The sequence below is a fragment of the Streptomyces sp. NPDC047108 genome (assembly GCF_040643575.1).
Lineage (GTDB): Bacteria > Actinomycetota > Actinomycetes > Streptomycetales > Streptomycetaceae > Streptomyces.
Genome location: NZ_JBEYUP010000005.1, coordinates 322,784 through 345,726, shown reverse-complemented (window position 1 = coordinate 345,726; position 22,943 = coordinate 322,784). Strand labels below are relative to the sequence as shown.

17 protein-coding genes are annotated in these 22,943 nt (G+C 70.8%); 8 read left to right on the top strand and 9 right to left on the bottom strand.

From position 1 onward, the window contains the following. Window positions 1–83: 83 nt before the first annotated feature. Entirely contained in the window at window positions 84–1,661 is a 1,578-nt protein-coding gene (locus ABZ822_RS14525; protein WP_360852297.1) for an RNA polymerase sigma factor, read from the top strand. A 146-nt stretch (window positions 1,662–1,807) separates the two neighbouring features. Further along, entirely contained in the window at window positions 1,808–2,635 is an 828-nt protein-coding gene (locus tag ABZ822_RS14520; RefSeq protein WP_360852294.1) for a serine protease, read from the top strand. 150 nt (window positions 2,636–2,785) lie between these two features. Here the strand turns inward: ABZ822_RS14520 and ABZ822_RS14515 are convergent, their stop codons facing one another. After that, the gene (locus ABZ822_RS14515; protein ID WP_360852292.1) at window positions 2,786–3,016 is read right to left on the bottom strand and encodes a hypothetical protein; all 231 of its coding nucleotides are present in this window, start codon (window positions 3,014–3,016) and stop codon (window positions 2,786–2,788) included. A 439-nt stretch (window positions 3,017–3,455) separates the two neighbouring features. Here ABZ822_RS14515 and ABZ822_RS14510 point away from each other — a divergent pair, with 439 nt between their 5' ends. Next, entirely contained in the window at window positions 3,456–5,576 is a 2,121-nt protein-coding gene (locus ABZ822_RS14510) for a DNA topoisomerase IV subunit B (protein ID WP_360852289.1), read from the top strand. Window positions 5,577–5,719: 143 nt separating this feature from the next. Further along, window positions 5,720–6,220 (top strand): DUF485 domain-containing protein, encoded by a 501-nt coding sequence (locus tag ABZ822_RS14505; protein WP_360852286.1) that lies wholly within the window; start codon window positions 5,720–5,722, stop codon window positions 6,218–6,220. 174 nt (window positions 6,221–6,394) lie between these two features. Here ABZ822_RS14505 and ABZ822_RS14500 read toward each other — a convergent pair whose 3' ends face one another. The 5 genes from ABZ822_RS14500 to ABZ822_RS14480 form a co-directional block, all read right to left on the bottom strand. Next, on the bottom strand, window positions 6,395–7,075 hold the full coding sequence (locus ABZ822_RS14500; protein WP_360852283.1) for a response regulator: 681 nt from the start codon (window positions 7,073–7,075) through the stop codon (window positions 6,395–6,397). Beyond that, entirely contained in the window at window positions 7,072–8,736 is a 1,665-nt protein-coding gene (locus tag ABZ822_RS14495; protein ID WP_360852280.1) for a sensor histidine kinase, read from the bottom strand. The genes ABZ822_RS14500 and ABZ822_RS14495 overlap by 4 nt, the downstream gene beginning before the upstream one ends. Window positions 8,737–8,916: 180 nt before the next feature. Next, a complete protein-coding gene (locus ABZ822_RS14490) occupies window positions 8,917–9,729 on the bottom strand; it encodes a carbohydrate ABC transporter permease (RefSeq protein ID WP_360852277.1) in 813 nt (270 codons plus the stop codon). After that, window positions 9,726–10,667: a sugar ABC transporter permease gene (locus ABZ822_RS14485; RefSeq protein WP_360852274.1), complete on the bottom strand. Its 942-nt coding sequence runs from the start codon at window positions 10,665–10,667 to the stop codon at window positions 9,726–9,728. Before ABZ822_RS14485 ends, ABZ822_RS14490 begins: the two co-directional genes overlap by 4 nt. A gap of 13 nt (window positions 10,668–10,680) precedes the next feature. Next, window positions 10,681–11,943: an extracellular solute-binding protein gene (locus ABZ822_RS14480; RefSeq protein WP_360852271.1), complete on the bottom strand. Its 1,263-nt coding sequence runs from the start codon at window positions 11,941–11,943 to the stop codon at window positions 10,681–10,683. A gap of 358 nt (window positions 11,944–12,301) precedes the next feature. Between ABZ822_RS14480 and ABZ822_RS14475 the strand changes: the two genes are divergently transcribed. Further along, on the top strand, window positions 12,302–14,098 hold the full coding sequence (locus tag ABZ822_RS14475) for an alpha-glucosidase (protein WP_360852268.1): 1,797 nt from the start codon (window positions 12,302–12,304) through the stop codon (window positions 14,096–14,098). Window positions 14,099–14,142: 44 nt separating this feature from the next. Here ABZ822_RS14475 and ABZ822_RS14470 read toward each other — a convergent pair whose 3' ends face one another. Continuing rightward, window positions 14,143–15,315, bottom strand: a complete 1,173-nt coding sequence (locus ABZ822_RS14470) for an ROK family transcriptional regulator (RefSeq protein WP_360852265.1) — start codon at window positions 15,313–15,315, stop codon at window positions 14,143–14,145. Window positions 15,316–15,518: 203 nt separating this feature from the next. Here ABZ822_RS14470 and ABZ822_RS14465 point away from each other — a divergent pair, with 203 nt between their 5' ends. Beyond that, window positions 15,519–16,526 (top strand): LacI family DNA-binding transcriptional regulator, encoded by a 1,008-nt coding sequence (locus tag ABZ822_RS14465; protein WP_360852262.1) that lies wholly within the window; start codon window positions 15,519–15,521, stop codon window positions 16,524–16,526. Between the two features lie 100 nt (window positions 16,527–16,626). Here the strand turns inward: ABZ822_RS14465 and ABZ822_RS14460 are convergent, their stop codons facing one another. Then, the gene (locus ABZ822_RS14460; RefSeq protein ID WP_360852259.1) at window positions 16,627–17,889 is read right to left on the bottom strand and encodes a citrate/2-methylcitrate synthase; all 1,263 of its coding nucleotides are present in this window, start codon (window positions 17,887–17,889) and stop codon (window positions 16,627–16,629) included. A gap of 90 nt (window positions 17,890–17,979) precedes the next feature. Between ABZ822_RS14460 and ABZ822_RS14455 the strand changes: the two genes are divergently transcribed. Continuing rightward, the gene (locus ABZ822_RS14455) at window positions 17,980–19,140 is read left to right on the top strand and encodes a citrate synthase/methylcitrate synthase (RefSeq protein WP_360852256.1); all 1,161 of its coding nucleotides are present in this window, start codon (window positions 17,980–17,982) and stop codon (window positions 19,138–19,140) included. A 30-nt stretch (window positions 19,141–19,170) separates the two neighbouring features. Further along, window positions 19,171–20,283 (top strand): CobW family GTP-binding protein, encoded by a 1,113-nt coding sequence (locus tag ABZ822_RS14450; RefSeq protein WP_360852253.1) that lies wholly within the window; start codon window positions 19,171–19,173, stop codon window positions 20,281–20,283. A gap of 4 nt (window positions 20,284–20,287) precedes the next feature. On the opposite strand, the gene ABZ822_RS14445 is transcribed toward ABZ822_RS14450, so the two are convergent. Beyond that, a complete protein-coding gene (locus tag ABZ822_RS14445; RefSeq protein ID WP_360852250.1) occupies window positions 20,288–22,738 on the bottom strand; it encodes a DNA topoisomerase IV subunit A in 2,451 nt (816 codons plus the stop codon). Window positions 22,739–22,943: the final 205 nt, after the last annotated feature.

Below are 22,943 nucleotides of genomic sequence, written 5' to 3'. Positions count from 1 at the left end.
GGTCCATCCCCGCCGGCGGTCGGCGGCTCCGGTCCATCGTGGACGGGGCCGGAAGCCATTCCCATCGTTCCGAGAGGTTGTTCGTGTCGGCCAGCACATCCCGTACGCTCCCGCCGGAGATCGCCGAGTCCGAGTCTGTCATGGCGCTCATCGAGCGGGGAAAGGCTGAGGGGCAGATCGCCGGCGATGACGTGCGTCGGGCCTTCGAGGCTGACCAGATTCCGCCAACCCAGTGGAAGAATGTTCTGCGCAGCCTCAACCAGGTCCTCGACGAGGAGGGTGTGACGCTGATGGTCAGTGCCGCAGAGGCGCCCAAGCGCACCCGCAAGAGCGTCGCAGCGAAGAGCCCGGCGAAGCGCACCGCCACCAAGACGGTCGCCGCCAAGGCCCCCGCGGCCAAGAAGGCGACCGCCCCCGCCGAGCCCGCACCCACCGCCGAGGCGGCGACCGACGGCGTCGCCGACGACGCAGCGGCAGCGCCCGCCAAGAAGACCGCGAAGAAGGCCGCGGCCAAGAAGAGCGCAGCGAAGAAGGCCCCGGCCAAGAAGGCGACCGCCAAGAAGACGGCAGCCGACCCGGCCAAGAAGGAAGCCGACGAGCTGCTCGAGGGCGACGAGATCATCGAGGAGCCCGCCGCCCCCGGCAAGCCCGGTGCGGAGGGTGCCGAGGGCACCGGCCCCGAGAACGAGGGCTTCGTGCTCTCCGACGAGGACGAGGACGACGCCCCCGCGCAGCAGGTCGCCGCGGCCGGCGCCACCGCCGACCCGGTCAAGGACTACCTGAAGCAGATCGGTAAGGTCCCCCTCCTCAACGCCGAGCAGGAGGTGGAGCTCGCCAAGCGCATCGAGGCTGGTCTCTTCGCCGAGGACAAGCTGTCGAACGCCGACAAGCTGGCCCCCAAGCTCAAGCGCGAGCTGGAGATCATCGCCGAGGACGGCCGCCGCGCCAAGAACCACCTGCTGGAGGCCAACCTCCGTCTCGTGGTCTCGCTGGCCAAGCGCTACACCGGCCGCGGCATGCTGTTCCTGGACCTCATCCAGGAGGGCAACCTCGGTCTGATCCGTGCGGTCGAGAAGTTCGACTACACCAAGGGCTACAAGTTCTCGACCTACGCGACGTGGTGGATCCGCCAGGCGATCACCCGCGCCATGGCCGACCAGGCCCGCACCATCCGTATCCCGGTGCACATGGTCGAGGTCATCAACAAGCTCGCGCGCGTCCAGCGCCAGATGCTCCAGGACCTGGGCCGCGAGCCCACCCCGGAGGAGCTGGCCAAGGAACTCGACATGACCCCCGAGAAGGTCATCGAGGTCCAGAAGTACGGACGTGAGCCGATCTCGCTGCACACCCCGCTGGGCGAGGACGGCGACAGCGAGTTCGGTGACCTGATCGAGGACTCCGAGGCGGTCGTCCCGGCCGACGCGGTCAGCTTCACGCTCCTGCAGGAGCAGCTGCACTCGGTTCTCGACACCCTCTCGGAGCGCGAGGCCGGCGTGGTGTCCATGCGCTTCGGCCTCACCGACGGCCAGCCGAAGACGCTCGACGAGATCGGCAAGGTCTACGGCGTGACGCGCGAGCGCATCCGGCAGATCGAGTCGAAGACGATGTCGAAGCTGCGCCACCCGTCCCGTTCGCAGGTGCTGCGCGACTACCTCGACTGAGGCACGCCCCGCGTCACTCTCCGGCCCGGAATCCCCGAGGGGTTCCGGGCCGGCTGCTGTGCGGGCGCGTCAGCCGTCCGTGTGCGTTCTCCGCCCGTTCGGGTCACTCTGGGTGTGCAGATAGCACCAGAGAGTCAGGAGACAGCATGCGTTCCATCTCCCGAGCACTCATCGGCGCGCTGGCGCTGACGTCCGCCGCCGTGGCTCTGCCCCTCGCGGCGCCGGCACCCGCCGCCGCGGACGGCGTGATCATAGGTGGCCGTCCGGTACCGGTCTCCGAGAGCCCCTGGGCCGTGGCGCTGGGCAGCCGCCAGCAGTTCGGCAGCAGCAGGTCGGGCCAGTTCTGCGGCGCCGTCGTCGTCGCGCCGACGAAGGTCCTCACCGCTGCCCACTGCATGAGCCGGGACGTGCTGGGGACGGACCGGAGCGCCGTACGCGATCTGAGGGTCATCGCCGACCGCGACGATCTCCGGGACGAGAAGGGCCGGGAGATCGCCGTCAGTGACATCTGGGTCAATCCGCAGTACAACGCCATCACCAACGCCGGTGACGTGGCGGTGCTCACCCTGTCCCAGCCGCTGTCCCGGAGTCATGTCATTCCCATGGCCCAGGCCAGTGACTCCGCGTACAAGGCGGGGACCACCGCCACGGTCTTCGGCTGGGGCGACACCACGGGCCGGGCCACGTACACGAGCAGGCTGCACGCAGCCCAGGTGCGGGTGCTGGAGGACTCCGTCTGCGAGCGCGCCTATCCCGGGACGCTGGACGGCCGCTACGAGGCGGACTCGATGGTCTGCGCCGGGCAGTCCGGCGGAGGGCGGGACGCCTGTCAGGGGGACAGCGGGGGGCCTCTGGTGGCCCGTGGGCGGCTGATCGGCCTCGTCTCGTGGGGCAGCGGCTGCGGAGAGGCCGAGAGCCCCGGGGTCTACACGAGGGTCTCGGCGGTCTCCGGACTGCGCGAGCTGCGGCGTTGAGGCCGCCGCGGCGTCGTCATCGCCATGATCGTGGCGCCGGGTGACCGGGCGGATACGGGCCAGGGCATGAGAGCGGGCGGCCACCTTGAGTCACAAGGTGACCGCCCACCGGCCGGCCCTGGGCCGGCATCGGCTCGTCGGTCGTACGAATCAGCGTTCGTCGTCGGACGCGGACGCAGGGATCGTGGTGAGGCGCTCCGTCTCGTCCTGTATTTCCGCGGCGATCTTCTTGAGTTCAGGCTCGAACTTGCGACCGTGGTGGGCGCAGAAGAGCAGTTCACCGCCGCTCATCAGGACGACGCGAAGGTACGCCTGGGCACCGCAGCGGTCGCACCGGTCGGCGGCCGTCAGCGGAGTCGCGGGTGTCAGAACAGTAGTCACGTCGCCTCTTCTCTAGCTCGACGAGCTGTCGTACCAGGGTCAACATCCAACCAGCCCCAAAACGTTCCCGCTCGGGCCTTTCCTCGAAAGTTTCCTTCCGAGGACGCTGAATGCTGCCGGTTGGCGGCGAATGAGTCGATTCCTCGGCTCACGTTTGCATCGCGCTGGTCAAGGTTGGCTTACTTCGTCCCCCCGGCTGGGTTGCCGGTTGTGATTGAGGACGTGCCCGGAGCCTAAATGGTTCATGCCTCGAAGGGAACGTGATGTTCGCGTCACCCCCACGTGGTATCGAACGTACGAGCGACGCTGGACTAGCATGGGCCTCCTCACGGGTGGCGGCACAAAGGCTCTATCAAGCCTCGGTACCCTCTGACGGGCGACCCAGTCATCACGGTCGCCCCACCCGGCCCATACAGAAATTCAGCGAGGAGCGAACCGCGTGACCGCCGAGACGTCCGTGCCGTCCACTGCGCTGCTGACGGGAGCAGACCGCGACGGTTCCAATTACACAGCGCGGCACTTGCTCGTCCTCGAAGGCCTGGAGGCGGTGCGCAAGCGCCCGGGCATGTACATCGGCTCGACCGACAGCCGCGGGCTCATGCACTGCCTCTGGGAGATCATCGACAACTCCGTGGACGAGGCCCTCGGTGGCCACTGCTCGAAGATCGACGTCGTGCTCCACGAGGACGGCTCGGTCGAGGTCCGCGACGACGGCCGCGGCATCCCGGTCGACGTCGAGCCGAAGACGGGGCTGTCCGGCGTCGAGGTCGTGATGACCAAGCTGCACGCGGGCGGCAAGTTCGGCGGCGGCTCGTACGCGGCCTCCGGCGGTCTGCACGGCGTCGGCGCCTCCGTCGTCAACGCGCTGTCCTCGCGGCTGGACGTCGAGGTCGACCGCGGGTCCCGCACCCACTCGATCAGCTTCCGCCGCGGCGTCCCCGGCATCTTCACCGAGTCGGGACCGGACGCGCCGTTCGACCCCTCCAGCGGTCTGCTCAAGGGCAAGAAGGTACCCAAGACCCGTACGGGCACCCGGGTCCGTTTCTGGGCGGACCGGCAGATCTTCCTCAAGGACGCCAAGCTCAACCTGGAGACGCTGCACGGGCGCGCCCGGCAGACGGCGTTCCTCGTGCCGGGTCTGACGATCGTCGTGCGGGACGAGCGCCTGATCGAGTCGGACGGGCCGGTCGAGGAGATCTTCCGGTACGACGGCGGCATCAGCGAGTTCTGCGAGTACCTGGCGCAGGACAAGGCCGTGTGCGACGTGCTGCGGCTGACCGGGCAGGGCACGTTCAAGGAGACCGTCCCGGTCCTCGACGACCGCGGCCACATGACGCCGACCGAGGTCACGCGTGAGCTGGGCGTCGACGTCGCGCTGCGCTGGGGCGCCGGCTACGACACGACGGCCAAGTCCTTCGTCAACATCATCGCCACCCCCAAGGGCGGCACCCACGTCACCGGCTTCGAGCGGGCCATCACCCGCACGGTCAACGAGGTGCTGCGCTCCTCCAAGGTCCTTCGCGTCGCCGAGGACGACGTCGTCAAGGACGACGCCATGGAGGGGCTCACGGCGGTGGTGACGGTGCGGCTGGCCGAGCCGCAGTTCGAGGGCCAGACCAAGGAGGTGCTGGGCACCTCGGCCGCATCCCGGATCGTCTCCGCGGTGGTGGCCAAGGAGCTGAAGGCGTTCCTGACCTCCTCCAAGCGCGACGCCAAGGCGCAGGCCAGGGCCGTCCTGGAGAAGGTCGCCGCGGCGGCCCGTACGCGGATCGCGGCGCGGCAGCACAAGGAGGCACAGCGGCGGAAGACGGCGCTGGAGTCGTCCTCGCTGCCCGCGAAGCTCGCGGACTGCCGCAGCGACGACGTGGACCGCAGCGAACTCTTCATCGTCGAGGGCGACTCGGCGCTCGGTACGGCCAAGCTCGCGCGGAACTCCGAGTTCCAGGCGCTGCTGCCGATCCGCGGCAAGATTCTCAACGTCCAGAAGTCCTCGATCTCGGACATGCTCAAGAACGTCGAGTGCGGCGCGATCATCCAGGTCATAGGAGCAGGGTCCGGCCGGACCTTCGACATCGACCAGGCCCGCTACGGCAAGGTGATCTTCCTCGCCGACGCGGATGTCGACGGCGCGCACATCCGTTGCCTGCTGCTGACGCTCTTCCAGCGCTACATGCGCCCGATGGTCGAACAGGGCCGCGTCTTCTCGGCTGTGCCGCCGCTGCACCGGATCGAGCTGATCAACCCCAAGAAGGGCCAGGACAAGTACATCTACACGTACTCGGACAACGAGCTGCGGGAGAAGCTCCTGGAGCTCCAGGCCAAGAACGTCCGGTTCAAGGACAGCATCCAGCGCTACAAGGGTCTCGGTGAGATGGACGCCGACCAGCTCGCGGAGACCACAATGGACCCGCGTCACCGCACCCTGCGCCGCGTCAACATCAGCGACCTGGAGGCGGCCGAGGCGGCGTTCGACCTGCTCATGGGGAACGAGGTGGCTCCCCGTAAGGAGTTCATCACCAACTCCGCGGCGACGCTGGACCGTTCGCGGATCGACACGTAGGGGTGAGGGCGCCGTGCATGCACGGCGCCCCTGTTCTTCACTTGATGGGGTGAATGTCCGGGGCTGGAGAGTCCCGGATCTTCCCACTCTGTCCATTCTTGCTCCGCGGCCATGCCGTCCGTCCGCGAGCAAGGAGAGTCCGGGTGGAGAAGCACGAAGGGACCGACGCCGGTGCGATCCGGCTCGACGACCCCTGGTACGACGCGATCGCCTCGGGCTGGTGCGAACCCGCCCATGAGTTCCCGCCGGGAAGCGCGCACACCGCGTCCCCGCGCCCCCGGCCCGAGTCCGCCGCCGACGTCAGTCCGGCCGTGCAGCACGGCCCGGCCTTCCGTGAAGTGCGCAGCCGCTACCGCCGGTACGTCATCCCCGCCTCCGTCGCTTTCCTGACCTGGTACTTCGCGTATGTGATCGCTGCGACCGCCGTGCCCGGCCTGATGGCCCGGCCGGTCGCGGGCGGGCCGCTGAACGTGGCGATCGTCGCCGGGCTCGCCCAGTTCACCACCACATTCCTGCTGACCTTCGCCTACGCTGCCCGCCAGACGCGGCTGCGCCGGGACCGCGCGGCCCTCGGCCTGCGCCGGGAGACATGGGAGATGACGCGGGACCAGATGCGGGAACGGCCGTGGGAGCAGGGGCGTTGAACGGCTCCACCGCCACGGCGCAGCCACCGGACCGACCCTGACGCTCGTCCTCTTCGACGTCTTCACCTCCCGCGAGAGCGCGGGCCCGGCGACGTACGCGCAGACGGAGGTGCGGGCGCTGACGGGCTCGGAAGCGGCCTGAGCGGACGCCCGGGCGGGTCCGTGGCCGGGACGCTACGCCCGGTCCCACACGTAGCGGTGCTCCGGGCGGCCCGTCTCCCCGTACCGGAGGCTCATCCGGACCCGGCCCGCGCGTTCCAGGAGCTTCAGGTAGCGCTGGGCGGTCTGCCGGCTCAGCCCGGAGCGGTCGGCGACCTCCTGCGCCGACAGCGGCCCCTCCGCGCCGCGCAGGACCTCGCGTACGAGGTCGGCGGTGAGTGCCGAGTGCCCCTTGGGCAGGTCGGGCGGTCCGGGCGAGACGGTGCCGAAGGCGCCGAAGATCCGGTCCACCTGGGCCTGTTCGGCCTCACCGCCGTTGCCGAGGGCGCGGCGCAGGGCGGCGTAGCCTTCGAGCTTGGTCCGCAGCCCGGCGAAGGTGAAGGGCTTGACCAGGTACTGGAGTGCGCCGTGGCGCATGGCGGCCTGCACGGTGGCGATGTCCCGGGCGGCGGTGACCATGATGACGTCGGTGTGGTGGCCGAGCCGGCGCAGCCCGGCCACGAGGTCGAGCCCCGTCTCGTCCGGCAGGTAGTGGTCGAGCAGCACCAGGTCGACCGGGGCCGCCTCCAGGATCTCCAGTGCCTCGGCCGCGGTGTGTGCCGTTCCCGCGACGGCGAAGCCGGGGACCTTGGCGACGTACGCCGCGTTGATGCCGGCGACCCGTTTGTCGTCGTCCACGACCAGGACCTGGATCATCGGCTCTCGCTCGTCTCCGCCGGTACGGACGGGCCCGGGGGCGCTCCGTCCGGCACGCCGGCCGGTTCCGCGGCCAACTCCTCGGACAGGGCCTCCGGCAGGACGACCGTGAACTCGGCGCCGCCGTTCGCCCCGTCCCCGACCCGGGCGCTGCCGCCCTGGCGCTCGGCCAGCCGCCGCACCAGCGCAAGACCGATGCCGCGCTGTCCGTGCGACGGCGCCTTCTTGGTGGACCAGCCCTCGGTGAAGATCTGTTCGCGCTGCTCGGCCGGGACCCCGGGTCCCGAGTCGCCGACCCGCACCACCGCCGTCCGTCCCTCCGCCCGCAGCGTGACCTCCACCTGCGGATCGGCCGTGCCGGTGGCGGCGTCGAGGGCGTTGTCGACCAGGTTGCCGAGGACGGTCACCAGGCCGCGCGGATCGACGACACGGTCCGGCAGCAGGGTGTCCTCGGAGATCCGCAGGCCCACCCCGCGCTCGGCGGCGACCGTGGCCTTGCCGACGAGCAGGGCGGCCAGCAGCGGGTCGTGCACCCGCTCGGCGACCTGCTCGGCCGTCGCCCGGTGCACCCCGACGACCTCGGTCACGAAGTCCACGGCCTCCTCGTAGAGCCCCAGCTCCAGCAGGCCGAGGAGGGTGTGCATGCGGTTGGCGTGCTCGTGGTCCTGGGCCCGGAGGGCGTCGATCAGGCCGCGCGTACCGTCCAGCTCGCGCCCGAGGCGTTCCAGCTCGGTGCGGTCGCGCACGGTGGCCACCGCGCCGCCGTCGTCGGTCGGCATGCGGTTGGCGACGAGCACCCGGTTGCCGCTCACCGTCAGGAGATCCTGGCCGGTCACCCGGCCCGCGAGGACGTCGGTCGTCCGGCCGGGGCCCAGCACGTCGTCCAGCGGCCGTCCGGTGTCGCCGGGGCGGATCCCGAGCAACCGCTGTGCCTCGTCGTTGACCAGCCGGACCCGGCCCCGTGCGTCGAGGGCGACGACGCCCTCGCGGATGCCGTGCAGCATGGCCTCGCGCTCGGCGAGCAGCGCGGAGATGTCGGAGAAGGCCAGGTCGTGGGTGCGGCGCTGGAGTCTGCGGGAGACGAGGTAGGCCGCGAGCGCGCCGACGGCCAGGGCGCCGCCCGCGTACGCCAGCAGGCCCGGTACGGCGGAGACGAGCCGGTCGCGCACGCTCTCGTAGGCGATGCCGACCGAGACCGCGCCGACGATTTGGCCGCTCGCGTCCCGCAGGGGCACCTTGCCGCGGGCCGAGCGCCCCAGTGTGCCGTTGTCGATCTGCATGACCTCACGGCCGGCGAGGGCGGCGCTGGGGTCGGTCGAGACGTGGCGGCCGATCCGCTCCGGGGATGTGTGGGACCAGCGGACGCCGCGCTCGTCCATGATCACGATGTATTCGGCGCCGGTGGAGAGCCGGATGCGTTCGGCCTCGGCCTGCACCGGGCCGTCGGGGGAGGGCGGGGTCCGCCGGAGGTCCTCGCCGAGGCCGGGGCGCGCCGCGGTCGTCTGCGCGATCGACAGCGCCCGGCGCATGGCCTGGTCGTCGAGCTGGTCGCCGAGCGGCTGGAGGAAGAGCCCGGTGGCCAGCGCCGTGACGCCCGTGGCGATGGCGAGCTGCATGAGCAGCACCTGCGCGAAGACGCGGCGGGGCCATCCGATACGCATGCGTCCGCCTCCGTCTCGCCGTTCACCGCTCCCATCCGGAGCGCCCTCTTCCGCTTCGGTCATGCGAACGAAGCGTAGAGGGCGAGCCCGGCGAACGTGGTCCGGCGATTGTTGTAGCGCGAGCAAAACGCGCACAACAGGGGGCAGGGCGGAAATGGGGCCGCCCGCCCGCACGGCGCCCTACTTCAGAGCACCCGCCTGCATGCCGGAGACGAAATGGCGCTGCCCGAGGAGGTAGATCACCAGGACCGGGATCAGGGACAGCACCGAGGCCGCGAACACCAGCCCCCAGCTGCTGGCGTGCTGGCCCTGGAACTGCGCGATGGCCAGCGGGAGGGTCTGCTTCGCCGGGTCGTTGATGATCGTCAGAGCCCAGGGGTACTCGTCCCAGGTGGCCAGGAACGCGAGCACCGCGGACGTGGCGAGCGCGGGCCGGGCCAGCGGCAGGTACAGCGTGGTGAACCGGCGTACGGTGCCCGCGCCGTCGATCATCATCGCCTCGTCCAGCTCGAGCGGCACCTGCTCGAAGAAGCCCCGCAGGAGGAACGTGTTGAACGCCATGCCGGTGCCGATGTAGAAGACGATCAGCCCCGAGAGGGAGTCCGTGAGCTGGAGGGTGCGGGCCACGGTGAACTGCGGGATCAGCAGCATCACGCCGGGCACCATCAGACCCAGCATCATCGTCCAGAACAGCAGGGCGCGCCCGGGGAAGCGGAACCGGGCGAAGGCGTACGCCGCGAGCGCGGCCAGGACGGTCGTGCAGAAGGTGCTGACCGTCGCCACGATCAGGGAGTTGGCGAAGAACCGGGCGAAGTCGTTCGCGGTCCACGCGTCGGCGTAGTTGTCGGTCGTCGGCTCGGAGGGGACGAACTCCGGCGGGAGGTCGAAGACCGCGGTGTCGTGCTTGAACGAGGTCGCGAGCATGTAGAGGAAGGGCGCGGTCACGACGAGCGCGCCCAGCGTCAGCAGCACGAAGCGGATGTGGCGCGTCATTTCTCCACCTGGTTCACGAACAGGGTCTGCACGATCGACAGCACCAGGACGAGCACGGTCATGATCAGGGCCAGTGCCGAGCCGTAGCCGAAGTCCAGGAACTCGAACGCCTGCTGGTAGACGTAGGTCAGCGGCACCTCGGTCTGTCCCGCCGGGCCGCGTGAGGTCATCAGCAGCACCGAGATGAAGACCTGGAAGCTGCCGATCACCAGCAGGACGGTCACGAACAGCAGATTGCGCCGCAGCCCCGGCAGGGTGATGTGCCACAGGCGGCGCAGCCGCCCCGCGCCGTCGAGGGAGGCCGCCTCGTGCAGGTCCTCGCTGATGCCCTGCAGGCCGGCGAGCAGGATGACGGCGGTCCAGCCGATGCCCTTCCAGATGCCGAGCGCGCACAGGGACGCGAGAGCGGTCCAGCGGTTGTCCAGCCACGCGATGTCGGTGCCCAGCGCCCAGTTGACCAGTCCGCCGTCGGTGGTGAACAGGTACCGGAAGAGGAGGGACACCACGACCCAGCTCGTCACCACGGGCAGATAGAACAGCACGCGGAAGACGGCCCGTCCGGGCAGCTTGCGGTTGAGCAGCAGCGCGACGAACAGGCCGATGACGACCTGGCCGGGCACGGTGACCAGCAGGTACACGGCGACGTTCACCATGCTCAGCCAGAAGTGCTCGTCGCCCAGGGCGCGGGTGTAGTTGTCGAGCCCGACGAAGGTCTGCACGGCGCCCGGCAGCGGGCTCCACTTGTAGAGGCTGATCTGGGCGGTGATGAGGATCGGGTAGAGCACCGCCAGGGCGAACAGGCCGTACGCCGGGAGCAGGAAGCCGTACGGGACCAGGCGGCCGGCGCCCCCGGACCGCCTCACGGAGCGTGAGGCGGCCGGGGCGGGGGAGGCCGCCCGTGGGGCGGTGGCGGCCGGAGCGGGGGTGGGGGTCTTCACGGTGCGGGCCGCCTCAGCCCTCTGCCAGCAGCGCGTCGATCTCCGCCGCCGCCTCGTCGAGAGCCTTCTTCACGTCCCCGTGGTTGGTGAACGTGGTCTGCAGCTTCTTCTTCAGCAGGTCGTCGATCTTGGGCCAGTTGGCCACGGGCGTGCGCGGGCGGGCGGTCTTCAGCTGCTCTGCGTAGCTCTTGTAGACCGGGTCGATCGCGGCCATGTCGACGTCCTTCAGGACGGACATCTGGCCGACCTCGGCCATCGTCTTCTGGGCCTTCGGGCTCAGGAGGTAGCGGGTGAACTCGGCCGCGAGCTTCTTGTTCTCGGAGGACTTGGTCACCACGACGTTCTCGCCGCCCACGACGCTGATGCTGCCCCCGGGACCGGCGGGCACGGGTGCGGCCTTCATCGCGAAGCCGGGGTACTGCTTCTTGATCACCGGGTACAGCCAGGGGCCGTCCATGAGGGTGGCGTAGTCCCCCTTGGCCAGGCCCTGGGGGAGGGGCTTGCTGCCGCGGCTTCCGACGATGAGCTTCGGTATCTGCTTCTTGTCGTAGAGGTCCTGCAGCAGCTGGACACCCCGGACGGAGGCGGGGCTGTTGAGGTACCCCGTGGCCTTCTTGTGGTCCTTGTCGGTGATCTCGCCACCGGCCGACCAGATCCACGGCGCGACGTTCCAGCCGGTCAGGTTGTCGTCGGCGAACAGCTTGACGCCCTTGGCGGAGAGCTTGTCCGCGTAACTGCGCATGTCCTTGAACGTCTTGGGCGGAGTCTTCAGGCCCGCCTTCTTCAAGGCGTCGCTGTTGTAGAGCATCACCCGGGTGTTGGTGTCCAGCGGGACGCCCCAGTACGTGTCCCGGTACTTGTTGGTCTCCAGCGGGCCCGGGTAGGTCTTCGCGGCGATCTTGTCGAAGTCCGGGAGGAGTGCCTTCATGTCCTCGATCAGGCCCAGCTTGGCGAACTCGGGGACCCACACGATGTCCGAGCGCAGCACGTCCGGCAGGGTGCCGCCGGCCGCGGAGGTGATCACCTTCTGGTGCAGCTGCTCGTACGGGATCGAGACGTCCTTGACCTTGGTGCGCGGGTGCTGGGCCTCGAAGTCCGGGATGACCTTCTCGCGGAGCGTCTTCACCTCGGGGGAGTCGGCGCTGTAGGAGTGCCAGAACGTGATCGTGCCCTCGGCCTTTCCGGCCTTCGCGGAGTCGTCGGGGCTGCTGGTGACGCAGCCGGCCGCGAGCACGGCGCACGTGGCCACCAGGGCGAGCGGGAGCGCTCTGCGCATCGGAGTTCCTCTCTCTGGATGGGCGGTTCGCGCCGTCGCGCACCGCCGTCGCGCCCGGCAGGCCTCGGCCGTCGACGGATGTCGGACGGCCCTCGTGGGGGAGGGAGGAACGTGTGCTGCGGAGAGCGGCATCCGCGCCCAGGGGCGAGCCGTGGACGGGATCGTGGCATGCCGACTTTTCTTCGTCAAGAAACTCTGCCTGCTCAAATTTGGCGCATGATCGCCCATCTCTGCCGCATCAGAGTCGATTCAGAGGACATTTGACGGATGGAGACTTCCGTCGTAGAACTAAGCGGCGCCTGTCCGCATCCGCCAGCCCCGCGGGCAGGCGCCCCGCATTCCAGGAGAGGGTCCATCCGTGACGAGCAGCGCCCACGTCCGCACCGGCGACACCGATCCGAACCCGTACGCGCTGCCCCACGCCTCGGAGCATCAGGCGCGGTGGTGGGAGGACGCGGTCGTCTACCAGATCTATCCGCGCAGCTTCGCCGACTCCGACGGTGACGGCATCGGAGACCTGCGCGGCATCATCGGGCGGCTGGACTACCTCGCCGGCCTCGGCGTCGACGTGCTGTGGCTCTCCCCGGTCTATCCCTCGCCGCAGGACGACAACGGCTACGACATCAGCGACTACCAGGACATCGATCCCGTCTTCGGGACCCTCGCCGACTTCGACGACCTGCTCGCGGGCGTCCACGCGCGCGGCATGAAGCTCGTCATGGACCTGGTGGTCAACCACACCTCCGACGAGCACCCGTGGTTCACCGAGTCGCGCAGCTCACCGGACAGCCCCAAGCGCGACTGGTACTGGTGGCGCCCCGCCCGCCCCGGCACCGCGCCCGGTGAGCCCGGCGCCGAACCGACCAACTGGGGCTCGTTCTTCAGCGGTCCGGCCTGGACCCGCGACCCGGCGGGCGACGCGTACTACCTCCACCTGTTCTCGCCGAAGCAGCCCGACCTCAACTGGGAGAACCCTGAGGTCAGGCAGGCGGTCCACGCGATGATGCGGTGGTGGCTCGACCGCGGCGTGGACGGCTTCCGGATGGACGTGATCAACCTCGTCTCCAAGGACCCGGCCCTGCCCGACGGCCCGGTGAACGGAGACGGCCCGTACGGGGACGGCTCCGCAGCCTACATCTGCGGCCCGCGGATCCACGAATTCCTGCAGGAGATGCACCGCGAGGTGTTCGCCGGACGCGGGGGCCGGCTGCTCACGGTCGGCGAGATGCCCGGGGTCACCATCGAGGACGCCAGGCTGTTCACCGACCCCGCACGCGCCGAACTCGACATGGTCTTCCAGTTCGAGCACGTCGGACTCGACCACGGCGACGGCAAGTTCGACGTGCGGCCGCTGCGGCTCACCGACCTGAAGGCGACACTGGGGCGCTGGCAGAGGGGGCTCAACTCCACCGGCTGGAACAGCCTCTACTGGAACAACCACGACCAGCCGCGCGTCGTCTCCCGCTTCGGCGACGACAGCGAGGAGTACCGGGTCAGGTCGGCGACCATGCTCGCCACCGTCCTCCACCTGCACCGCGGCACGCCCTACATCTACCAGGGCGAGGAACTCGGCATGACCAACGCGCCGTTCGCCTCGCTCGAGGACTTCCGCGACATCGAGTCCGTCAACCACCACACCCAGGCCGTCGCCACGGGCAGCGACCCGGAAGCCGTGCTCGACGCGCTGCGCGCCATGAGCCGGGACAACGCCCGTACGCCCATGCAGTGGGACGCCGGCGAGCACGCGGGCTTCACCACCGGAACCCCGTGGATCCCGGTGAACCCCAACCACCGGGGCATCAACGCCGAGAACGCGGTGCTGGATCCGCGGTCGGTCTACCACCACTACCGGCGCCTGATCGCCCTCCGGCACATCGAACCGGCCGTCTCCCAGGGCGACTTCACCATGCTGCTCGACGACGACGAGCGGATCTACGCCTTCACGCGCCGCCACCGGTCCACCGAGCTGCTCGTCGTCGGCAACTTCAGCGCCGAGACGCTGCCGGTGCCGGTGCCCGACGTCCCCGCGTGGGCGCGGGCGGACATCCTCGTCGCCAACTACCCCTATCCGTCGCCCGGTACGTCCGGCATCCCCGAGGGCGCGCTCGTGGTGCGCCCCTGGGAGGCGTACGTGCTGCGGCGCACCGTCGGCTGAGCGCTCACGGCCGGCGGAGCGCGCTCAGTCCCTCGGGGCCCGCCTCACTCCGCGGCGGTCCCCTCCTCGGCGGCGCCGCTCAGTACGTAGTCCTGGACGGCCGTCGCCGCGGCGCCACGCGCCCACTGCGCGAAGTCGACGGCCTGTACTTCGAGAGAGAGCGGTACCGCCCGCGGGCTGCGGTCGTGGCGCAGCGCCTCGTCGAGGGCGGGCCGGGCGATGTCGGCCAGGCGGATCCCCTCGCCGGTGAGGATCACCAGCGGCGTCATGGTCAGGTTGGCGACGGCGGCGACCAGCCGTCCCAGGGCCCGTGCGGAGGCGGTGATCACCGGTTCGGCGACGGGGTGCCCGGCCGCGGCGAGGTCCAGGCACTCCTCGTACGTCACCGGGCGCTGCAGTCCCACGGACACGGTCGCGCAGACGCTGGGCATCGCGAGCATCGCGCTCGCGCACCCGCGGTGCCCCTCGGGGCACAGGGGGCCGAACGGATCGAGCGGGAAGTGCCCGACCAGGCCCACCCCGGCGTCCGGGCTGTCGACGACCGCGTCGTGCACCACCAGCCCGTAGCCGACGCTCACCCCGGTGGTCAGGACGGCGAAGCGGTCGTGATCCCGCGCCGCGCCGAACCAGTGCTCCGCGCGCGTGAGGGCCAGCAGGTCGTTCTCCACGACGGTGGGCAGCCCGGTGGCCTCCTCCAGCAGCGCGCCCAGGGCGACGTCCTCGGTCCACTCCAGGAAGGGGGCGGCCACGACCGTGCGGTGGTCGGGGACCTGCCCGCCGAGGCTCAGGCCCAGGGCGGTCACGTGCGGGGCGGCCGAGGCCAGTTCGGCGACGAGGGCGGCGACGGTGGCGACGACCGACTCCGGGTCCTTGCCGCGGAGATCGGACCGGCAGGAGGCGATGACCTCGGCGCGCAGTGTCGTCAGGACGGCGTGCGCGTCCTCGCCTGTCACCTTCACGCCGATGAAGTGGTGCGAGGAGGGCGCGATGTCGAGGGGCCGGGTCGGGCGGCCGGTACGGGACTGCTGGCTCGGTCCCTCCTCGATCAGCAGCCCGCTGTCCAGGAGGGGCTTGGCCAGTCGCGTGACGCTGGCGGCCGAGAGGCCCAGCCGCCGGGCGAGTTCGCTGCGGGGGAGGGGGCCGCGCAGCAGGACCTCGAGCGCGATGGCGTGGGCGGTGCCGGTGAGCCGCGTCCACGGCGGCGGGATCACGGTCACCGCAGAACCTCCAACTGGCGTGGCCGACCGCGGCGCGCGGCGACCTGGGACGTAGGCCCGGATCTACTTACTTGAAGAGAGAAAGTAACCAGGGCCTCCCGCTATGGCAAGGTGGGGGCGGAACGTGGCCCGCTGCCCCTCGTCGCGTGGCCTGCCACCCCTCCCGCAATCTGCTTGCACCACGCTGCGCTAATCTTGCGCATGTGACGCGACGACTTGCCGAGGTGGCGCAGAAGGTCGGGGTCAGCGAGGCCACCGTCAGCCGGGTTCTCAACGGCAAGCCCGGCGTCTCCGCAGGGACCCGTCAGGCCGTGCTCAGCGCGCTGGACGTCCTCGGATACGAGCGCCCGACCCAGCTCCGCGGCGAACGCGCCCGCCTCGTCGGCCTGGTCCTGCCCGAGCTGCAGAACCCCATCTTCCCGGCCTTCGCCGAGGTCGTCGGCGGGGCGCTCGGCCGCCTCGGGCTGACCCCCGTGCTCTGCACGCAGACCAAGGGCGGCGTCTCCGAGGCCGACTACGTCGACCTGCTCCTCCAGCAGCAGGTGTCGGGCGTGGTCTTCGCCGGGGGGCACTACGCCCTGGCCGATGCCCCGCACGACCACTACCGGCAGCTCGCCGACCGCAGGATTCCCGTGGTGCTGATCAACGGCTCCATCGGGCACCTGGGCTTCCCCGGGATCTCGTGCGACGACGCGGTCGCCGTCGAACAGGCGTGGCGGCACCTCGCCTCGCTCGGTCACGAACGCATCGGGCTGGTGCTCGGGTCCGCGGGGCACGTGCCCTCCGAGCGCAAGCTCGCCGCCGCCCGCGCGGTGGCGGCGGGCCACCCGGGCGGGCTGCCGGACGAGCACGTGGCCCGCACGATGTTCTCGCTGGAGGGCGGGCAGGCCGCAGCCGCCCGACTGCTCGACGCGGGGGTGACCGGGTTCGTCTGCGCCAGTGACCCGATGGCGCTGGGCGTGATCCGCGCCGTCCGCCGACGCGGTCTGTCCGTCCCGGGCGACGTCTCCGTCGTGGGGTACGACGACTCGGCCTTCATGAACTGCACCGAGCCGCCGCTGACCACGGTGCGCCAGCCGATCGACGCCATGGGGCGGGCCGCCGTCGAGCTGTTGTCCGCGCAGATCGGGGGCCACTTCGTGGCGCGGGACGAGCTGCTCTTCGAACCGGAGCTGGTGGTCCGGGGTTCCACGGCCCAGGCGCCGCGCTGAACGTCGGCCCGGCGGACCCGTTTGTCTGTTCCTTGCGTCATCCACGCTCTGTCTTGCGGATGCCTTGCCGGCAGCCGTGTGCGGGGAGTTCCTTTCGTTGCTACGGGAGCGGCTGGGGCGGGCGGGGGCCGCGGTAGCGACCGCTGGGCCGCATCCGCAGGGGCGGCTCCCCGTACTCCTCCAGTGCGTGGGCGATCCAGCCCGCCGTACGCGCCACCGCGAAGACCGTCTCGCCCGCCTCGGGCTCCATTCCCGCGGACACCGACAGCACGGCGAGCGCCAGATCGACGTTGGCGTGCAGGCTCGTGTGCCGCGCCGCCGTCGCCTCCACCTCCCGGGCCGCCGCCAGCGCCGGTGCCGCCCGCTTCACCGCCGCCAGCCGGGCGAACAGCGCCTGGGCGCGCGGGTCCTCGCCCGGGTACAGCCGGTGTCCGAGTCCTGGAACGCGCCGTCCCGCGCGCAGAAGGTCGGCGACCACCGCGGCCGCGCTGCCCCGCTCCAGGACCTCGGCCAGCATCCGGTGCGCCAACGCGCTGGCGGCGCCGTGGAGCGGTCCTTCGAGGGCGCCGAGCCCGGCCGACACCACCGCGTACGGGTGGGCGCGGACGGACGCGGCGACCCGGGCCGCGTAGGTGGAGGCGGCCAGGTCGTGGTCGATCAGGAGGACGAGCGCGGCCTCCAGGGTCCGCAGGGACGCTTCGTCGGGAGCGGTCGCCGTGAGCCTGGGCCACAGGCGCCGGGCGAGGGTGGCGCGCGGCCCCGGTTCGCGCCCGGCGAGCGGGAGGGCGTCGACCAGCGTCGGGATCAGGCTGCGCGCGGTGGCCAGGACCGTGGCCCCGGACAGGTCGAAGCGGAGCGGGTCGGCGACGCCCGCCGCGACAGCGGCCACCCGCAGCCGGTCCACCGGGCCGCTGTGCCCGGGCAGGGCGCCGGCGGCCCGGCGGGCGGCGGCCAGGGTCTCCTCGGGTGCCGAGAAGCGGATACCGGGCGTCAACGTGCCGGTCCACAGCCACTCGGCGACCTCTTCGCAGCCGTACCGCTCGGCGAGCGCGACCGCGTCCACGCCGCGGTAGTAGTAGCGGTCGGCGCCGATCAGCGTGATGCCCGTGGCGATGGCCGGGGCACCGGCCGCCTCACCGCCGTCCCCGCCGGCGGCCGGCTGGTCCCGGCGGCCGTGCCGCGCCAGCGCGTCGACCTCACGTGGGTCGAAGGTGCTGCCGCGCCCGCCGGGCGTACGGCGGCTGGTCAGCAGACCGCGGCTGACGTACGCGTAGACCGTCTCGGGCTTCACGCCCAGCCGTTCGGCGGTCTCCCGCGTGCTCAGCCGCCGCCCTTCCGCGGCGGGTTCCGCGTCCTGCGTCATGGCTCGACGGCTCCCATGTTGATTCGAATCAATATTGACATCAATCCAATCAAGGATGGACAGTCGAATCAATACTTCTGGGAGGAAACGATGGAGACCATCTCGCCGGAGGCCGGCGCCGGTGCGCCGCGCGGGCTCAAGGGAGTCGTCGTCACCGACACCGCGCTCGGGGACGTCCGGGGAACCGAGGGCTTTTACCACTACCGTCAGTACTCGGCCGTCGAACTCGCCCGCACGCGTACGTTCGAGGACGTCTGGCACCTGATGCTCCACGGCACGCTCCCCGGTCCCGCCGAGCGCGCCGCCTTCGGCGAACGGACCGCTGCCCTGCGCCACCTGCCCGCCGAGGTCGCCGCCGCCCTGCCCGCCATCGCCCGCGCCGGCGCGGTCTCGGGCCCGCTGGCCGGTCTGCGCACCGCGCTGTCCCTGCTGGGAGCGGCCTCCGGCTTCCGGCCGCTGTACGACACCGGGCCCGACGGCCGGCGCGACGACGCGCTCGCCGCCTGCGCCGCCGTACCCACGCTGCTCACCGCGCTGCACCGGCTCGGCAGGGGCGAGGAGCCGATCGCCCCGCGGGACGACCTGCCGTACGCGGCCAACTACCTCTGGATGCTGGACGGTTCGGAGCCCGACCCGATCCGCGTCCGCGCCGTCGAGCACTACCTCATCTCCACCGTGGACCACGGTTTCAACGCCTCCACGTTCACCGCCCGCGTCATCGCCTCGACCGGAGCCGACCTGGCCGCCTGCCTCGTGGGCGCCGTCGGCGCTTTCTCGGGCCCGCTGCACGGCGGGGCCCCGAGCCGCGCCCTCGACACGCTCGACGCCATCGGGACCCCCGAGCGGATCGACCCGTGGATCCGCGAACGGGTGCTGGCGGGGGACCGGATCATGGGATTCGGGCATCCCGTGTACCGCACCGAGGACCCCCGTTCGCGGATGCTGCGCTCCATCGCGGAGGAATTCGGCGGCCCGCTGGTGGAGTTCGCGGTCCAGGTGGAGGAGCGGGTCGAGGCGATCCTCGCCGAACTCAAGCCCGGCCGGGAACTGCACACCAACGTGGAGTTCTACGCGGGTGTGGTGATGGAACTCTGCGCCATCCCGCGGGAGATGTTCACTCCGACCTTCGCCGCCGCCCGTGCCGTCGGCTGGAGCGCGAACATCCTGGAGCAGGCGGAGGACAGCAAGATCATCCGCCCGGCGGCGCGCTACATCGGACCGCCGCCGGCGCAGCCGGTCCCGGCGGCCTGATCCTCCTCACCGCCCGGCTACGATCAGGACGTGGTCACCCAGCAGATCCCGGTCATCGTCATCGCAGGCTTCCTGGGATCGGGCAAGACCACCTTGCTCAACCATCTGTTGCGGCACAGCGGAGGCAGCCGCATCGGGGCGATCGTCAACGACTTCGGCAGCATCGAGATCGATGCCATGACCGTGGCGGGACAGGTCGACTCGATGCTGTCGCTGGGCAACGGCTGCCTGTGCTGCGCCGTCGACACCACCGACATGGACGAGATGCTGGAGCGTCTCACCCGTCCGTCGGCGCGGATCGACGTCATCGTCGTCGAGGCCAGCGGCCTGGCCGAGCCGGAGGAGATGATCCGGCTGATCCTCTCCAGCGAGAACCGGCGCATCGTCTACGGCGGGCTGGTCGAGGTCGTCGACGCCGCGGAGTTCACGGCGACGCGGGAGCGGCATCCCGAACTCGACCGCCATCTCCGCGTCGCCGACCTCGTCGTCCTCAACAAGGCCGACCGGGTGAGGGAGGACGAACGGTCCGCCCTCCTCGGCCGGCTGGAGACGCTCAGCCCCGGACGCCCGGTCGTCCACGCCTCGTACGGCCGGGTGGACCCGGAGCTGTTCTTCGACCGGCGGGAGCGGGAGGACGACGCGGCGGGGGTGCGGCAGCTCTCCTTCGAGGACCTCCACGCGGAGGTCCTGGCCGCCGAGGACGGCGGCCAGGACTGCGACGCGCGCGGTTGCCAGGGCGGCCACGGAGAGGACGACGGTCACGGAGGCCGCGACCGTCACCTCCACGCCGCCTACGAGAGCGTGTCCTTCACGTGCGGCGACCCGCTGGACCCGCGCCGCTTCATGGAGTTCCTCGACGCCCGGCCCGAAGGGCTGTACCGCATCAAGGGGTTCGTCCACTTCGGCGTGGACGGCCACCGGCAGAAGTTCGCCGTGCACACCGTGGGCGACTTCCTCCGCTTCTACCCGTCGCCGTGGGAGCGGGGCGAGGAACGCACCAACCAGCTCGTGCTGATCGGCACCGGCATCGACGCCGGTGCCCTGCAGGACCGGCTCACCACATGTGTCGGGACCGGCCAGGAGAAGGCCGGTCCCGAGAGCATGTGGGGCGTCCTGCGCTACACGCAGGACCACACCGCTTGAGTGGTCACACCGGCCCCGCCACCACCGCGACCGCCTTGGCCAGCGGTACGCCCGAACCGTCGCGGCGCGGGTCGATCTCGGGCAGCTCCGACGGAGCGCCCGCCGCCGTCGCCGCACGGGCCGGAACGGCACCGGCCCAGGCGAGGACCAGGGCGTCCTCGCCCTTGAGGAAGCGGTGGCAGCGCACGCCGCCGGTCGCCCGGCCCTTGCGCGGGTACTGGTCGAACGGCGTCAGCTTCGCGCTGCCCGGGGCGGTTCCGTCCAGGGTGTCCTGTGCGCCCGCGACCGTGAACACCACCGCGTCGGACGCCGGATCGACAGCCGCGAAGGCGATCACCTTCGCGTCCGCGCCCAGTTTGATGCCCGCCATGCCTCCGGCCGGACGGCCCTGCGGCCGCACCTGTGACGCCTGGTAGCGCAGCATCTGGGCGTCGTCGGTGATGAAGACCAGGTCCTCCTCGCCCGTCCGCAGCTCGACCGCGCCGACGATCCGGTCACCCTCCCTGAGGGAGATGACCTCCAGCTCGTCCTTGTGGGACGGGTAGTCGGGCACCACCCGCTTGACCACGCCCTGCTCGGTGCCGATCGCGAGGCCCGGCGAGGACTCGTCCAGCGTGGTCAGGCAGATCACCGTCTCGTCCTGCTCCAAGGTCACGAACTCCGCGAGCGGTGCGCCGCCCGCGAGATTCGGCGTCGTGACCGACTCGGGGAGCATCGGGAGGTCGATCACCGACACCCGCAGCAGACGGCCCTGCGAGGTCACCGCGCCGACCTCCCCGCGGGCCGTCGCCGGGACCGCCGAGACGATCACGTCGTGCTTGGCGCGCTTGGTCTCCTCCGCGCCGAACGGCTCGCCGTTGGCCGTGCGGGCCAGCAGGCCCGTCGAGGACATCAGCACCCGGCACGGGTCGTCCGCGACCTGCAGCGGCACCGCCGTGACCGGGGCGCCCGCGGACTCCAGCAGCACCGTGCGCCGCGGGGTGCCGAACTTCTTCGCCACCTGGGCCAGTTCGCCCGAGACCAGCTTGCGCAGCTCCTGGTCGGAATCCAGGATCCGGGTCAGTTCCTCGATCTCCTCGCCCAGCCGGTCGCGCTCCGACTCCAGCTCCAGCCGGTCGAACTTCGTCAGCCGGCGGAGCGGGGTGTCGAGGATGTACTGGGTCTGGACGTCGCTCAGCGAGAAGCGCGCGATGAGGCCTTCCTTCGCCTCCGCGGAGTTCTCACTCGACCGGATGATTCTGATGACCTCGTCGATGTCGATCAGGGCGATGAGCAGGCCCTCGACCAGGTGCAGCCGGTCGCGCCGCTTGGTGCGGCGGAACTCGCTGCGCCGGCGGACGACGTCGAACCGGTGGTCCAGGTAGACCTCGAGGAGTTCCTTGAGGCCCAGGGTGAGCGGCTGCCCGTCCACCAGCGCCACGTTGTTGATACCGAAGGACTCCTCCATCGGCGTCAGCTTGTAGAGCTGTTCCAGCACGGCCTCGGGGACGAAGCCGTTCTTGATCTCGATCACCAGACGCAGGCCGTGGGCACGGTCGGTGAGGTCCTTGACGTCCGCGATGCCTTGCAGCTTCTTGGAGTTGACCAGGTCCTTGATCTTGGAGATGACCTTCTCCGGACCGACCGTGAAGGGCAGCTCGGTCACCACCAGGCCCTTGCGCCGGGCGGTCACGCTCTCCACCGCGACCGTGGCGCGGATCTTGAAGCTGCCGCGCCCCGTCTCGTAGGCGTCGCGGATCCCGCTCATGCCCACGATCCGCCCGCCGGTCGGCAGGTCAGGACCGGGCACGTGCTTCATCAGGGTCTCGAGATCGGCGTTCGGATGCCGGATCAGATGGCGGGCCGCGGCGATGACCTCGCCGAGGTTGTGCGGCGCCATGTTGGTCGCCATGCCAACGGCGATCCCGGAGGCGCCGTTGACCAGGAGGTTCGGGTACGCGGCGGGCAGCGTGACCGGCTCGCGCTCCTGGCCGTCGTAATTGGGGGCGAAGTCGACGGTGTTCTCGTCGATCGACTCCGTCATGAGCGAGGTGGCGGAGGCCATCCGGCACTCGGTGTACCGCATGGCGGCGGGCGGGTCGTCGTTGCCCAGCGAGCCGAAGTTGCCGTGCCCGTCGACCAGCGGCAGCCGCATCGAGAACGGCTGCGCCATACGGACCAGCGCGTCGTAGATGGACGCGTCGCCGTGCGGGTGCAGCTTTCCCATCACCTCGCCGACGACGCGTGCGCACTTCACATAGCCGCGGTCGGGGCGCAGGCCCATCTCGTTCATCTGGTAGACGATGCGGCGGTGCACCGGCTTCATGCCGTCGCGGGCGTCGGGCAGCGCGCGCGAGTAGATGACCGAGTAGGCGTACTCGAGGAAGGAGCCCTGCATCTCGTCGACGACGTCGATGTCGAGGATGCGCTCCTCGAAGTCGTCCGGCGGCGGGGTCTTCGTACTGCGGCGGGCCATCGCGGCTGCTGCTCCTTTGAACTGCCTGAGCGGGGTGTTCCGACGATCCTGACGCCGACCATTGTGGACCCACCCGCCGACAACGCCGCCCACGACCCGGTCGGGCGGTGCGGTACGGGGCCGGGGACGGGCCTCGGCGCGTGGTCACCGGCGGCCGGTACCGCCGGGAAGCGCCCGATTATGCCGCAGTCGCCGAAAGCCGCGG

Coding starts and splice junctions, on each gene's coding strand:
- ABZ822_RS14455 (WP_360852256.1), top strand. CDS start 17,980: ATGGAGACCATCTCGCCGGAGGCCGGCGCCGGTGCGCCGCGCGGGCTC.
- ABZ822_RS14460 (WP_360852259.1), bottom strand. CDS start 17,889: ATGACGCAGGACGCGGAACCCGCCGCGGAAGGGCGGCGGCTGAGCACG.
- ABZ822_RS14500 (WP_360852283.1), bottom strand. CDS start 7,075: ATGATCCAGGTCCTGGTCGTGGACGACGACAAACGGGTCGCCGGCATC.
- ABZ822_RS14495 (WP_360852280.1), bottom strand. CDS start 8,736: ATGCGTATCGGATGGCCCCGCCGCGTCTTCGCGCAGGTGCTGCTCATG.
- ABZ822_RS14480 (WP_360852271.1), bottom strand. CDS start 11,943: ATGCGCAGAGCGCTCCCGCTCGCCCTGGTGGCCACGTGCGCCGTGCTC.
- ABZ822_RS14445 (WP_360852250.1), bottom strand. CDS start 22,738: ATGGCCCGCCGCAGTACGAAGACCCCGCCGCCGGACGACTTCGAGGAG.
- ABZ822_RS14490 (WP_360852277.1), bottom strand. CDS start 9,729: ATGACGCGCCACATCCGCTTCGTGCTGCTGACGCTGGGCGCGCTCGTC.
- ABZ822_RS14520 (WP_360852294.1), top strand. CDS start 1,808: ATGCGTTCCATCTCCCGAGCACTCATCGGCGCGCTGGCGCTGACGTCC.